Source organism: Helicobacter sp. 23-1044 (assembly GCF_053654695.1).
Genome location: NZ_JBSIUQ010000008.1, coordinates 54,211 through 67,514, shown reverse-complemented (window position 1 = coordinate 67,514; position 13,304 = coordinate 54,211). Strand labels below are relative to the sequence as shown.

14 protein-coding genes and 1 tRNA gene are annotated in these 13,304 nt (G+C 41.4%); 6 read left to right on the top strand and 9 right to left on the bottom strand.

Features of this window, described 5'->3' with window-relative positions; all coding sequences use genetic code 11:
• Window positions 1-136: 136 nt before the first annotated feature.
• From ACWIUD_RS07900 to infC, 3 genes are all read left to right on the top strand, one after another.
• A tRNA-Val gene (locus ACWIUD_RS07900) sits at window positions 137-211 on the top strand.
• Window positions 212-244: 33 nt separating this feature from the next.
• Window positions 245-2,065 (top strand): threonine--tRNA ligase, encoded by a 1,821-nt coding sequence (gene thrS, locus ACWIUD_RS07895; RefSeq protein WP_454148302.1) that lies wholly within the window; start codon window positions 245-247, stop codon window positions 2,063-2,065.
• Window positions 2,062-2,574: a translation initiation factor IF-3 gene (gene infC / locus ACWIUD_RS07890; protein ID WP_454148300.1), complete on the top strand. Its 513-nt coding sequence runs from the start codon at window positions 2,062-2,064 to the stop codon at window positions 2,572-2,574. The genes thrS and infC overlap by 4 nt, the downstream gene beginning before the upstream one ends.
• A gap of 94 nt (window positions 2,575-2,668) precedes the next feature.
• On the opposite strand, the gene ACWIUD_RS07885 is transcribed toward infC, so the two are convergent.
• Window positions 2,669-3,016, bottom strand: coding sequence for a hypothetical protein (locus ACWIUD_RS07885; protein WP_454148299.1), 348 nt, complete (start codon window positions 3,014-3,016; stop codon window positions 2,669-2,671).
• 294 nt (window positions 3,017-3,310) lie between these two features.
• On the opposite strand from ACWIUD_RS07885, the gene ACWIUD_RS07880 reads away from it, so the two are divergent.
• The gene (locus ACWIUD_RS07880; protein ID WP_454148297.1) at window positions 3,311-4,654 is read left to right on the top strand and encodes a tetratricopeptide repeat protein; all 1,344 of its coding nucleotides are present in this window, start codon (window positions 3,311-3,313) and stop codon (window positions 4,652-4,654) included.
• On the opposite strand, the gene ACWIUD_RS07875 is transcribed toward ACWIUD_RS07880, so the two are convergent.
• Window positions 4,616-4,834, bottom strand: a complete 219-nt coding sequence (locus tag ACWIUD_RS07875) for a hypothetical protein (protein ID WP_454148296.1) — start codon at window positions 4,832-4,834, stop codon at window positions 4,616-4,618. The two genes, ACWIUD_RS07880 and ACWIUD_RS07875, sit on opposite strands and share 39 nt — an antisense overlap.
• Before the next feature lie 15 nt (window positions 4,835-4,849).
• On the opposite strand from ACWIUD_RS07875, the gene ACWIUD_RS07870 reads away from it, so the two are divergent.
• The gene (locus ACWIUD_RS07870) at window positions 4,850-7,036 is read left to right on the top strand and encodes an LTA synthase family protein (RefSeq protein WP_454148294.1); all 2,187 of its coding nucleotides are present in this window, start codon (window positions 4,850-4,852) and stop codon (window positions 7,034-7,036) included.
• 55 nt (window positions 7,037-7,091) lie between these two features.
• Here the strand turns inward: ACWIUD_RS07870 and ACWIUD_RS07865 are convergent, their stop codons facing one another.
• From ACWIUD_RS07865 to ACWIUD_RS07855, 3 genes are all read right to left on the bottom strand, one after another.
• On the bottom strand, window positions 7,092-8,807 hold the full coding sequence (locus ACWIUD_RS07865) for an LTA synthase family protein (protein WP_454148293.1): 1,716 nt from the start codon (window positions 8,805-8,807) through the stop codon (window positions 7,092-7,094).
• Window positions 8,808-8,878: 71 nt separating this feature from the next.
• Complete coding sequence (locus ACWIUD_RS07860; protein ID WP_454148291.1) at window positions 8,879-9,277, bottom strand: hypothetical protein; 399 nt, start codon at window positions 9,275-9,277, stop codon at window positions 8,879-8,881.
• Window positions 9,278-9,294: 17 nt separating this feature from the next.
• Window positions 9,295-9,432 carry a hypothetical protein gene (locus ACWIUD_RS07855; protein WP_454148289.1) on the bottom strand — a complete coding sequence of 46 codons (138 nt, stop codon included), beginning with the start codon at window positions 9,430-9,432 and terminating at the stop codon, window positions 9,295-9,297.
• Between ACWIUD_RS07855 and ACWIUD_RS07850 the strand changes: the two genes are divergently transcribed.
• On the top strand, window positions 9,418-9,693 hold the full coding sequence (locus ACWIUD_RS07850) for an EscU/YscU/HrcU family type III secretion system export apparatus switch protein (protein WP_454148287.1): 276 nt from the start codon (window positions 9,418-9,420) through the stop codon (window positions 9,691-9,693). The genes ACWIUD_RS07855 and ACWIUD_RS07850 overlap by 15 nt on opposite strands.
• A gap of 171 nt (window positions 9,694-9,864) precedes the next feature.
• Here the strand turns inward: ACWIUD_RS07850 and purH are convergent, their stop codons facing one another.
• The 4 genes from purH to ACWIUD_RS07830 are packed head-to-tail and all read right to left on the bottom strand — an operon-like array spanning window position 9,865 to window position 13,230.
• Window positions 9,865-11,442: a bifunctional phosphoribosylaminoimidazolecarboxamide formyltransferase/IMP cyclohydrolase gene (gene purH, locus ACWIUD_RS07845; protein WP_454148286.1), complete on the bottom strand. Its 1,578-nt coding sequence runs from the start codon at window positions 11,440-11,442 to the stop codon at window positions 9,865-9,867.
• 33 nt (window positions 11,443-11,475) lie between these two features.
• On the bottom strand, window positions 11,476-11,967 hold the full coding sequence (locus tag ACWIUD_RS07840; RefSeq protein ID WP_454148284.1) for a shikimate kinase: 492 nt from the start codon (window positions 11,965-11,967) through the stop codon (window positions 11,476-11,478).
• A complete protein-coding gene (locus ACWIUD_RS07835; RefSeq protein WP_454148282.1) occupies window positions 11,957-12,955 on the bottom strand; it encodes an AMIN domain-containing protein in 999 nt (332 codons plus the stop codon). The genes ACWIUD_RS07840 and ACWIUD_RS07835 overlap by 11 nt, the downstream gene beginning before the upstream one ends.
• Entirely contained in the window at window positions 12,952-13,230 is a 279-nt protein-coding gene (locus ACWIUD_RS07830; protein WP_454134376.1) for a hypothetical protein, read from the bottom strand. The genes ACWIUD_RS07835 and ACWIUD_RS07830 overlap by 4 nt, the downstream gene beginning before the upstream one ends.
• Window positions 13,231-13,304 lie beyond the last annotated feature (74 nt).

Here is a 13,304-nt window from a genome sequence, read left to right as displayed (position 1 = left end):
ATTTAAGGTAAATTTAGCTTTAAAGTCGCTATAATTGCCGTTTTATTTTTTTGCAAAATTTTTGGCGAATCGCGTGAAATCGCCGTAGATTCGGCGCGAATCTAGCTTCAAATTTAAGCGCAAAAAATATCAAAAAGGTCGCGTAGCTCAGTGGTAGAGCACTACCTTGACATGGTAGGGGTCGTTGGTTCAAGTCCAATCGGGACCACCATAAATCACATTTCAATAAGGACAGAGGGCATTTTTGAGCGAAATTATAGCTTACAAAAAAGATGATAAAATCTTTGATTTACAAACTGCAAACGAGCAATCAATCGATACAAGCGACTTTAAGGCGATTTACCTTGATGATTCAGCTGATGCACTGCATATTTTGCGCCACTCCACCGCGCACCTTATGGCACAAGCGATAAAGAGCCTTTATACAAACGCAAAATTTTTCGTAGGACCCGTTGTAAATGAAGGATTTTATTATGATTTTAAAGTCGATGAGAAAATCACAAGCGATGATTTAGCGCGAATCGAAGCGCAAATGCGCCTTTTGGCAAAGCAAAATGTTGAGATTCGTAAAGCGTGTATGAATCGCACGGAGGTGGAGGCAAAATTTGGCGATGATGAGCTAAAAGTCGCGGTGATGAGTCGCATTGAAGGCGATAATTTTAGCTCGTATATGCAGGGCGATTTTGAGGATTTGTGTAAAGGACCGCATATACCGCGCACGGGGCTAATCCGCCACTTTAAGCTTACCAAACTTGCTGGGGCGTATTTGGGTGGCGATGAGAATGCTGAAATGCTTACGCGAATCTACGGCATTGCCTTTGCCACAAAAGAGGCGTTGAAAAACTACGAATTTATGATGGCAGAAGCCGCAAAGCGCGACCATAGAAAGTTAGGCAATGAGATGGATTTGTTTTGCTTTGATGATGAAGTGGGCGCGGGACTACCTATTTGGCTACCAAAGGGCGCGAGACTTCGTAAAAATATCGAAAATCTTTTGACAAAGGCGTTGATTGCGCAGGATTATGAGCCTGTGAGAGGACCTGAGATTTTAAAAAGCGATTTGTGGAAAATCAGCGGACACTACGACAACTACAAAGAAAATATGTATTTTACCACGATTGATGAGAGTGAATACGGCATAAAGCCGATGAATTGTCTTGGGCATATCAAAGTCTATCAAAGCGCGGTGCGAAGTTATAGGGATTTGCCTTTGCGATTTTATGAATATGGCGTAGTTCATCGACACGAAAAAAGTGGCGTGTTGCACGGGCTTTTGCGCGTTAGAGAATTTACGCAAGATGATGCGCATCTCTTTTGTCGCCCAAATCAAATTGAAGGCGAGATTGCAAAAATTATATGCTTTGCTACGAAAATTATGGATAAGTTTGGATTCAAATATGAAATGGAGATTTCAACGCGCCCTGCGAAATTTATCGGCAGTGAAGCGATTTGGGAGGATTCGACTGAATCGCTTAAAAAGGCTCTCACAAGCGAAGGCATAGATTTTAGCATTGATGAAGGTGGCGGGGCGTTTTATGGACCAAAAATTGACATTAAAATCACAGATGCAATCGGGCGCAAATGGCAGTGCGGGACGATTCAAATCGATATGAATCTGCCCGAGCGATTTGACATTTCATACATTGATGAAAACAATACCGCGCAACGCCCTGTGATGATTCACCGCGCGATTTTGGGGAGTTTTGAGCGATTTTGCGCGATTTTGATAGAGCATTTTAATGGCGAGTTTCCTATCTTTATCGCGCCCACGCAGGTGATTTTTGTGCCTATTGCGGATGAATTTTTGCCATACACAAAAGAGCTATGCGCCAAAATGCTTGAATTTGGCGCGTATGGCGAAGTGAATCTAAAAGGCGATAGCTTTAATAAGCGCATTCGCACAAGCGAAAAGCAAAAAGTGCCTTATGTGGCAATCATCGGCAAAAGCGAAGTTGAAAAGGGCGAAGTTGCGATTCGCGACCGCATCACAAAAACACAATACAATCTAACAAAGGAGGCATTTTTGGATAGACTGAAAAACGCAATGAGCGAGGGGATTTTTTGAGAGAGAATACTTTTTTAAATGATGAAATAACATTTGATGATGTGCGCTGTATCGGCGCAAATGGCGAACAACTTGGCGTTATGAAAACTTTTGATGCGCGTAAGTTAGCAGAGGACGCGGGGTTGGATTTGGTGCTTATCTCACCCACTGCAAAACCGCCTGTATGCAAAATAATGGACTTTGGCAAATTTTGCTATCAACAAGAAAAAAAGCAAAAAGAAGCAAAGAAAAAGCAAAAGCAAATCGAAGTCAAAGAGATAAAATTATCGCCCCAAATTGCGCAAAATGACATAAATTACAAAGTCAAACACGCACGGGAATTTTTGGAATCTGGGAAGCACGTGAAATTTCGCGTATTTCTAAAAGGGCGTGAAATGGCTGACCCACGCGCTGGATTTGCCGTGCTAAATCGCATAATCGAATCTATGCAAGATTGCGCAAATGCAGAGGGTGAGCCCACGCTAGAAGGGCGGTATGTGAATATTTTGGTAACGCCAAAAAAGAAGTAGATTCTGCGAAATTTGGGCGAAACGCAGAATCTAACGGGAAAATTTTTGGATTCTGCGATTTTGGCGGGAAACGCAGAATCTAGCGGGAAAATTTTTAGATTCTGCGAAATTTGCGCGATTTGCGGATGAGATGCTCGATTTTGGCGTTTTGCCCTGCATTTACGATTTTAAATTTACCGCTTTTGCTTATGTGATTTATGACTTCACTTGCGATTAGCTCGGTATCGATGCTTTGATTTGTGGCGTTTTCTATTTCGCCGATGGCTAGGATTTTTAGCTCGCTTTGCTTTCTAATCGTGGGATTATCGAGTAGTTTTTCTATCAGCTTTTCAATCATATCGCCAATATCGTGGCTATCTAGCTCAAAGCTCACATAATCCCGCGAATCTACATATTGCGGTTGATTGCTACTACACGCGCAAAAAATAAAGGCAAAAATCAAAATCTGCACTAGATTTTTATAAAAACTCGCTTGGGGGGGGGGGATTTGTAGTTTTGTGGCATTTTTATTTTTCCTATTTTGCTAAAATTTAATAAAATTTAAAAGGTGAAATTGTAGCATAAAATTATAAATTTTACGCGAATCTTTGTGTGAATTTTATGCTAATCAATTACTTTGCGCGAATCAAAAGGCAATAATTTATCGATTCGCTTGTCTATATTGCGTGAATCTTGCCAAAATCTAACGATTTTTTGCTAAAATCGCAAAATTTATTTTCTAACGCAAAGGGACAAAATGAAAATTGCAACGATATTTGGCGTGATTTTTGTGATTTTGGTGGGCTTAGTTGCTTGTAGCATTGAAAGCAAAACAAAACTTTATGAGCGATGTTACAGCGAAGATAAAAATCGCGATAATGACGATACATATAGCGATAATTTGCAATGTATCAAATTAGCAGAGTCAGAAGAAAAAGATGGCAATTTTGAGGAAGCATTGCAACATTACAAAAAAGCCTGTGAGATTAAAACGCCACTTGAGGCTTGTGAGAGATTGGTAGCATTTGCGCCAAAAGTGCCTTCGTTTGATTTAAGGGCATATTTGGCGCAAGCCTGCTACTATCGCTATGATTTGGGTTTGACTAATGATTATGCGTGTTTTGAAAAAACAAAGATTGATTTAGGCAAATCTAACGATGGCTCTGATTTATGGAGCATTATAGATGAGTTTGACAAGCTATGTGAATATGTGCCAAAAGCCTGTGATAAGCTAAATAGTGTAGCGCAAAGACAGGCACTGCATTTATCTAAAAATGATGACCTTAAAAATTTGGACTATCTTTGCAACAAAGATAGATTGCAAACAACAAATATTTGCCAAATGCGCAATGAACTCTCTACCAAACTTCAAAAGCAATGCTTTGAAAATGACGCAAAAAGTTGCGCTGAATTTGCCTTTGTCGCTTATCGCTATATATATGGCAATAATTTTTATTTGGCTTCTTCGGTGGATTATGTGAATTATGATGATGAACTCGCTAGATACTTTCAAATGGCAGCACAAAAAGCCTGTGCGCGAAATCAAATAGAGAGCTGTATGCAGTTGTCGCATTTTTATTATACGCACAAATTATATCGCAATTTTGATTCTGCAAGAGAGTTTGGCAAAAAGGCGTGTTTGGGCAATGTAGAATATTGCGACAATCTCTCCGAATTAGAAATTTCAATCGATAGTAGCAAAACACAAAAAAAGCAATTTATACCCTTTTATCACCATTTGGCTTGTCATAAACGAAATAATGCTGGTTCGTGCTACGCGCTTGGCAAAATCTATGATTGGGAGGCAAAAAAATATGGCATTGGCGAAATGATAAGCTATGACAAAGCTATGCAATACTACGAAAAAGCCTGTGAGATGGGCGGAGAATGCTATAAATTATCCAAAATCTATTTTGCGGGCGAAGCTGTGGGAGGCAAAAAAGTCAAGCAGGATTTGGCAAAAGCAAAGCAGTATTTTGCTAAATCTTGCGATAATGATTGCCCAAATAAGGATTGTTTGGCGTGCGATATAAAGAAAATGGATTTAAAAGAGCTAAAAACGCTAGAAATCAGCTGGGATTTTGATTGTGAAGAGTGCTAGATTCGCGTGAATCTTTTTGCGCTTGAATCTATACTGAATCGCGTGAATCTTTTTTTGCGCGTGAATCTCGCTGAATCGACGCTTGAATCCACGCCGATTCGCGTGAATCTTATTTGCGCTTAAATCCAATCCAATCCCAAAAAATGCTACAATGCCAAATTTATTTTTACAAAATCTCATATTTTTGGAGGCGCGATGGGCGTTAATTTTTCAGGTAGTAATTTTTCAGGTGCTAATTTTTCGGGCGTTAATGTTGCAAGCGGTTATTTTTCAAGCGTAAATTTTGCGCGAATCTTTGCAAAATCGCTTGTATTTTTTGCGTTTTTGTATGCGGTGGATTTCGCGTTTAGGGCGTTTTTTATCGCGTATATCGGCATTTGGGGCGGTAATATCGGCACACTTGAATCTAACGCAGAGATTTTTCAAACGCTAATAAACGGCGCGCGATATTTCGGGCAAATCGCGGGGGTTTTGGCACTTATTGCATTCGTGCTTTTTACCTTGTGTGCGTGGCGGATTTTTAGCAAGATAGCACAGATTTTTATCGCGCTCATTCTTACCGCGATATCCTTTGTAAATATCGCAAATATGGGCTTTTATGAGATTTATGGCGACACTTTTAATGCGAATCTTTTGGGGCTGATTTTTGATGATAGGGGTGCGATTTTTAGCACGGCGATGAGTGGGCAATACAATCTTACACTTAAAATTTTCGCGTGGATTGCGATAAGTGTGGCACTTGTGGTTGCCATAAATGCGATTTTTCGCAAAATTGATTCACCAAAATTTGCAAATCTAATCGCAAATCCCGCAAATCCAAACAGCAAACATTTCACGCGATTCGCCCAAAATATAAGTGTAATCGCGCTTTTTCTAACCTTTGCCTTTGCCACACTTTTTGCAATTAACGGGCATTTTGGATTCAAAGGCATAAGTTTAGGCAAAGAGATTCGCCCCGTTGGCAACGCATTTTTACGCAAAGTCAGCATAGGCGCATTCCGCGACTTACACATCGTGCATAAAGCATACCGCAAAATCGCCCACTCCAAATTTAGCGACTATATACAAGGCGAATCGCCCCAAATTGTGGCAAAAAATTTTAGTGGCGATGAGAGTTTGGGCGCAAATGGCGATTTAAGAGTGCTATTGCAAAAGCGCGTGGAGCGCGGTGATACAAGCAAGATTCAGCATATTTTTTACATCATCGCTGAATCGATGAGCGAGTGGCACTTTGATGGCGAGTTTGATTCGCTTGGGTTAAGTAGTGAGCTAAAAAAGCTAGTCGCAGAATCTAGCGGATTCAAAGCAGAGATTTTCTTGCAAAATGCGGGCAACACGATAAAGAGTTTGGATGTGCAAATAAGCGGACTTTTGCAAACGGATATCCCTTTGAGCTTGCTTGCGGGGCGATTTAATGATATCGAATTCGCTCCTGCCGTGATAATGCGTGATTTGGGATTTGAAGGGAGCTTTTTTTACGGCGGGAGTGGCTCGTGGCAGAAATTAGATAGCTTTGTAACAAGGCAGGGCTTTTCGCGCATTTTCTTTGGCACTCACATCATCGAAAATGCCGTTAGCAAAGGATATAGCGCACCTTATCAAAATGAATGGGGAGCTTATGATAATCATCTCTTTGCCTTTATTGCGGACAAAATCAATGCCGAATCTAGCAAAAATCCGCAACTAAAAACCTTTAATATGATTATGACAACTTCAAATCACCCGCCATACAACGCGCCTGTGGCGGATTTTGGCGCACCGATGGAGGCGATTGAAAAATTTATAGATTCTACGCCAAATTTTAAGAGAAAGGCGATGAGTGCGAAGATTTTGGCACATATTTGGTGGCAAGATAAAGTCATCGCGCATTTTGTGCGAGATATGAGCGCGAAACTCCCGCATAGCCTTTTTATCATCACGGGCGACCATTATGATAGGGAGTATCCTTTGACGCCAAATGCGAAAATCGCTAATGCCGTGCCATTTATCGTATATGCGCCATCTTTAAAATTCGCTCCACGCGTAAAAATCGGCTCTCATATCGACATAACGCCCACGATTGTCGAGCTTGTCGCGCCAAGTGGCTTTAAATATGCGAGTTTTGGTAAGCCACTTTTGAGTAGCAACGCTAAAAATCTCACCACCATCGCAAATACAGCTAGGGGGGGGGCAGAAAAAGCATTTGCGCTAGGATATGGCGCGATTGCAAACGATAGATTTATCTATGATGGCTTTGGCGTGGAGTATTTTGGCGATTTGAAACGCGAAAACGACAAAGAATTGGCGGATTTGCTTTTGGCACAGCTCAAACGCGCAAATGCGCTAAGCTGGTGGATTATCAAAAATGGCTATGAGATTTCGCAAGGCGATGAATTGCGCTAGACTTTGCACCACGCGGGATTTGCCATAAATTGCAATTTTGGTGGCTAAATATCGCTTATTTTTCAAAGATTCGATAGTTGATTTGCGCCCTATTTAGCGCGTTGTATCGCTCCATAAATTGCGCTTTTTCTTGCGATAGTGCAATAGATTCGCCACTCATCACAAATTCGCCATTTTGCAATGTATATGTGTAGCCCATTGTTGCGCCATTTGGGTAGATTCCAAACTCATCAATCCACAATGCGCCGTTAATTGCGAAATTGTAGCGTGAATCCGAGTTTTTATCAAAGAGATTGCGCCCACCCATCGTTAAAAAATCATACTCATTCAAACTCAACGCATACAGCGTGGGGAAAATGTCCTTATGTGAGCCGATTTTATCACGCTCAAATGCAAATCCCTTAAAATCGCGCGTGTAGCGTGGCGGAATATACATATACAACGGCACGGAGTGTTCTAGCGCGAGATTATCGCTAGATTTTAGGGAGCGCAATTTATGGTCGCCACTCCCTGCGATGATAGTCGAATCTTTTAGTGTAGAATCCGCCTTAATCGCGCTTACAAAGTCGCCAAATGCGCTACTTGCATAAGCAAAAATATTTATTATTTCACGCATTTTTTTAGGCGAATTGTCATTAAAATGCGGACGCAACGGCTCAATATCGCAATGTGGTGGCACAAAATGCGTAGGAATCTTATATGGTGGGTGATTTGAAGTCGTTAGCATTGCGATAAAAGTGGGCTTTGTGGCATTTTGCAAAACTTCAAGTGCGAGTTTAAAGGCATATTCATCGCTCACACCATAATCGCTCTCAAACTCCGCACTTTGCGGATATTTGGCGATTAGCACACTTTTATCAAGCACTCTATCCGCCCCAAGCATAAGGATATAATCGCCCAAATTATGCCACGAGCGGTTGCCCGAAGTGATGAAAATCACTTCATAGCCTTTGTTTTTATACACGTCAAAGGGCGTTAGCGCGATTTTGCGATTTTTTACGCTACTTATGCTAATAGTCGCGCTTGGCGAGTTGAAAAAGAGCTCTGCGAAACTCGCCGCAGTCCCATTTTGCGCGGATAAAAACGCGCTAAATGTAAAGTCGCTTTGATTTTTATGTGGCGTTTTGCCCGATTCAAAATGCGCTCTAAAACTCCCAAGCAAATCGCACTTTGGCGAATCTAGCGCAAGTGCGTTATTACCAAAGCTCTCCATTAGCACGGCAACGATATGCGGGGGATTTTTAATCGTTTGTTGCGGATTGTGCGCAAAAATGGGGAAAAGTTCGCGCTCCAAATTATGCAAATCTTGCGGATTTATGGGTGCAAATTTATCTTGATTTTGATAGTTGCCATACGCCCAAACACTCGCTATTATGGGATTTGAAGCGATGTGATTAAGCAAAGGATTTGCGCTAAAATGCGCTTCATCTTCGCGCAATGGAAATGTCCCCACGCTCCCACGAATCCCTAAAAATATAACGCCCAAAAGCAAAAGATTCGTGGTAAAAATAAATGTGATTCGCGCAAATTGCGGGAGTTTTGTGAATCTAGTGAGGTTTAAAAAGCGTGTAAATCGCGCTAGATTCACACCTAAAATAATTTTAGCGATTTTATAGCACACAACGCTAAAAATCACACTTGCCAAAAGGGCGCGCACCAGCGGATAATCATTAAAAATTATGCTTAAAATTGTAGCTGTTTCATCGTCTTTTAGCCCGAAAATAAACGCGTCAATTTTAGTGTGATAAGTGGCGAAATAATAAAAATTCACAAACGCGCTCAATGCTACAAGCAAGGCGCAAAGCGTGGTTAAAATAAGTGTAAATTTGGGGATAAATGTAGCTAGATTCGCATAAATTCTGCGCGCCGCGCTACTCTCTCTCTCTCTCTCTCTCTCTCTCTCTCTCGTGCGCCTACCGCATTACAAAGGCTCATAACATAGCCCAAAAGCACCACAAGCGCGGTAAAAATAGCGATTGCACGCATATCAAGTCGCGCACCCATAATAAACATTGGCGCAAAATCCGCGCTTAAAAGATTCGCGCCATCAATGTTGCTTTGCACCATAAAAACGCGCATAAGCGCATACAATGCGCTAAAAATCGCGCTTAACACAAAGGCAAGGGCGATGAAATTTTTATAACTTGGATTTGCGATTTTAGGCGAATCTATGCGATAAAAATTGCGCGAATCTTGCGGATTATTTAGATTCGCGGACTTGCGAGAAAAAATTTTAAGCATTTTGCAACCTTTGGGATTTAAAATAAAGGCGAAATTATAGCAAAATTATCAAACTTTGCGATTTTGCGGATAAAAACGCAGAATCTAGGGCAGATTCTGCGATTTGGCAAAAATCGATAATATTTTGATGAGCTACTAAAATGCAAAATTTTCAAAACGCCACAAAAGCCGTAGCACTCGCATATAATAAGCATTTAAGCGCACCAAAGGTTGTGGCAAAGGGCAAGGATAAATTTGCAGAGATTTTAATCCAAAAGGCGCGGGAGTTTGACATTCCCATTTTTCAAAACAAAGAATTGGCGGATTTGCTAATCAATATCGAAGTCGATGATTTTATCGATGAAGGGGCGTATTTGGCGGTAGCAAAGGTGTTTATGTGGTTGAATGAAAATGAAAAAACCGCGCAATTAAGTTAAGGGCAATTAAGTTAAGCGCAGAATCTAATGAAAAAAAATCGCAGAATCTAGCTTGATTTTTCGTCATTGTGAGAAAATGGTAGCGAATTTTCGCGGCAATCTAAATTTAGATTCTGCGAACAATATATTTTAAACGCTTCCATCGATTAAATTTTCGCAACACCGCTTACTTTAATGCAAAAAGTGCCTTTTGCCACTGAAATATAGTGCGATTTTGTGCTCATCTGCGGCTTCTATGACTTCATTGTCCCTTATGCTTCCGCCCGGCTCGATAATCGCGCTAATCTCGCAAGGCGCAAGTAAATCAATGCTATCTCTGAATGGGAAAAACGCCTCACTTGCCACACTCGCACCGCTCAAATCCAAGTCCATTTTCTGCGCCTTTGAAATTGCCAAATTCACCGCATCTACGCGACTTGTAAGCCCCATTCCTATGCCCACCAAAACGCTATCTTTGACAAAGGCAATGCCATTTGACTTCGTAAATGCGGCGATTTTGTGCGCGATTAGCAAATCTTGCATTTGCGAATCATTTGCCTTGCACTCGCCCATTTGCTTTGCCTCCAAAACTTCGCGTTCATCGATAAAATCCTGCGTTTGAAGCAAAAATCCGCCCTGAATCCTGCGAAAATCCATATCACGACAACCAATATCACCATTTGGCTTTACGCTTGAATTTGTATCCTCCCCATTCATCGCAAAAATCCGCACTCGCTTTTTGTCGCTAAAAATATCTAGCGCGTTTTGCTCCACTTCTCGCGCCACAATCACTTCAAAAAAAACTTCTTTCATAGTCTCTGCCAAAAGCGCGTCTAACCGCCCATTTATCGCCACTACGCCACCATACGCGCTCAAAGTATCGCAAGAGAGAGCACATTTGTAGGATTCTACCAAATCATCTTTGATAGCGAATCCACAAGGATTGCCGTGCTTTACGATACAAATGGCGTTTTTGTCAAATGCGCTGACAATTTTTAGCGCGTTATTTATATCCAAAAAATTATTGAAACTCGCCTCGCCTTTTAGGATATTAAAATTTTTGCTCCAAGCGTCCCTAAACTCATATAGCGCACCGCGCTGGTGGGGATTTTCGCCATATCTTGTGGCGGTAAATTTTTTGCCGACAATGAAATGCGATTCGCCAAAACCGCCATTAAATCGCGCATTCATATAGTTTGCGATAAAGCTATCATACTCCGCCGTGTGCGAAAATGCCTTTATCATAAGATTGCGCCGAAATTCAAGCGATTCTTGCGGATTGTTCGCCTCTTTTTCTATGCGCAACGCTTCCAAGATTCGCCCATAATCCGCGCTATCCACCACTATAATGACGCTTTCATAGTTTTTTGCCGCAGCACGAATGAGACTTGGACCGCCTATGTCGATATTTTCGATGATTTCATCAAAGTCATTTGTGCGATTTGTAGTCTCGCGAAATGGGTAGAGATTCACGCACACCAAATCAATGGGATAAATATCGTTTTGCTCCGCACTCTGCGCGTGAGTAGCGTCATTTCGGCGATATAAAATGCCCCCGTGAATCTTTGGGTGAAGCGTTTTTACGCGCCCATCAAAAAGCTCACTTTGTCCCGTGTATGCGCTTAAATCAGTCGCGCTAATGTTATTTTCGCGCAAATGCGCCAAAGTCCCGCCCGTGCTTAAAATCTCAAATCCTAGCTCTACTAGCCCTTTTGCAAAGTCCGCAATGCCGTTTTTGTCGCTCACGCTTAAAATCGCTCTTTTTTGCATAAAAATCCTTTTTTATTCGTGGTGTGCGGGGATTTAGAGATTTGCGTTGCAAATGCGCTCTGCAATCTGCGTGATTGAATCAAGCGCATTTAGCGTGAAATCCGCCTGCTTTTCATAATGCAAAATGCGTCTTTCATAAAGCTCTGCCGCTAAATCAAATCGCCTAAACAGCGGTCGTTTATGACTTTTATCCGCCGTGATTCGCCCTGCCAACGCTTCAATCGGCGCTTTTAGGTAAAACACACTGCCTAGCTCTCGCACATCATAATTCACAGGTATCCCGCCACCTGTGGCAATAATGGCGTTTTTGACATTTTTGCGGAGAAACTCACAAAGACTTATCTCCATCTCGCGAAAGGACGCCTCCCCGTGCCGTCTAAATATCTCATTTACACTCATTCCCGCATTTGCCTCAATAATGCTATCGGTATCTAGCAAAATGCTTTTCTTTAACCGCGCAACCTCCCTGCCAATCGTGGTTTTCCCCGAGCCCATAAAGCCGATTAACACGATATTATTTAACATTTATTTGCACTCCATCTGGGCGGACGCCTAGCTCATAAACAAAACTGCCATTTAGCTCCAAAACAATGCGTAAAAATCCCGTGTGTAGTCCGTATTTTAAGCGTTTGAAGTGGGGTGAATCAAGCGTGTAAAAATTGCGTTTATAAAATTGCTTATTTATCTCAAAATCCATAACGATTCGCGCGGGATTTTGCATAAAAAAATGTCGCTTTAATCGCCCTTGATATGCGATAAAAATGCTTTTGCCGTTGATTTTATATGGCGTAAATTTGGCGGATTTTTGGGGGTGATTCTGCGATTTGGGTGGATTTGTAGATTTTACCCACCCCCTGTCCCCATCCGCAAGGGAGGGGGGATTTTTAGATTTATTCGTAGAATCTGTTTTATTTTTGTCGTTATGAGTGGGCGAAGAATCCCTATCATTTTTTGGATTTTTCGCTTCGCTCAAAATGACAACAGCGGAGTTAGATTTCGCAGAATCTAGCGCATTTTTTGTAGATTTTGGCGTAGAATCTAATTTAGATTCTGCGATTTTTGGCGGATTTGTCGAATCTTTTTTCACAGAATCTGCCTTTTGTCCGCTAGATTCTGCGATTTTTACTTCTTTTGCAACATCTTTTATAGGGAGATTTATATCCTTTACCATTTTATTTTTTGGCGCGGGTGGGGGCGTTTTATTCTCAATATTGCTTAGGGCGTCCCGCTCTTTTTTATTTAGAACTTGTGTGATTAAAAGCGGGGTTTGCCAGTCGATTCTCCCGCTAACGGCGATACTTTTGGTTTGCAAAGAACCATCGATATTTTGAAAAGTCACTTCGATTTTTTTAATCAAACGCGCAGAGCTAGGGAACTCAATCTTTGCGCTATCAAACACGCTAGTTTCGCCATAGTAGGGGCGAATCGAATCCTTTGGCGAAATAATCGGCGTAAATGGGTCTTCTCGCGCCTCCAAACTCAAAAACAAAAATAAAATTATTAAAACTCTCATCCGCCCACCAACTCAAAGATTTCTTTTTGCAAAAACGCATTTTGCTCTTTGTAAAATCGCACACTCTCTTGCAGCGCGTCCTCTTGCTCCCACAGCGTCAAAAGCACCATCAAACTCTTATCGCCAATCAGCAAGTCAAAAATATGCCACAGCATCAAAGATAGCAAAATTAGCGCGATGAAATACGGAAAGTATAATTTATAAGTTTGCGTCGCCCTCTCCCTAAAACTCGCCTTTTTCTCCAAAATATCGTGCATTTTTGTATTCCTTGCCAAAAATTATCGCTGAATTGTAACAAAAAATTTTTTAAATTATATTAGAATTTCTCACTTTAAAAATTTCAAAGGAT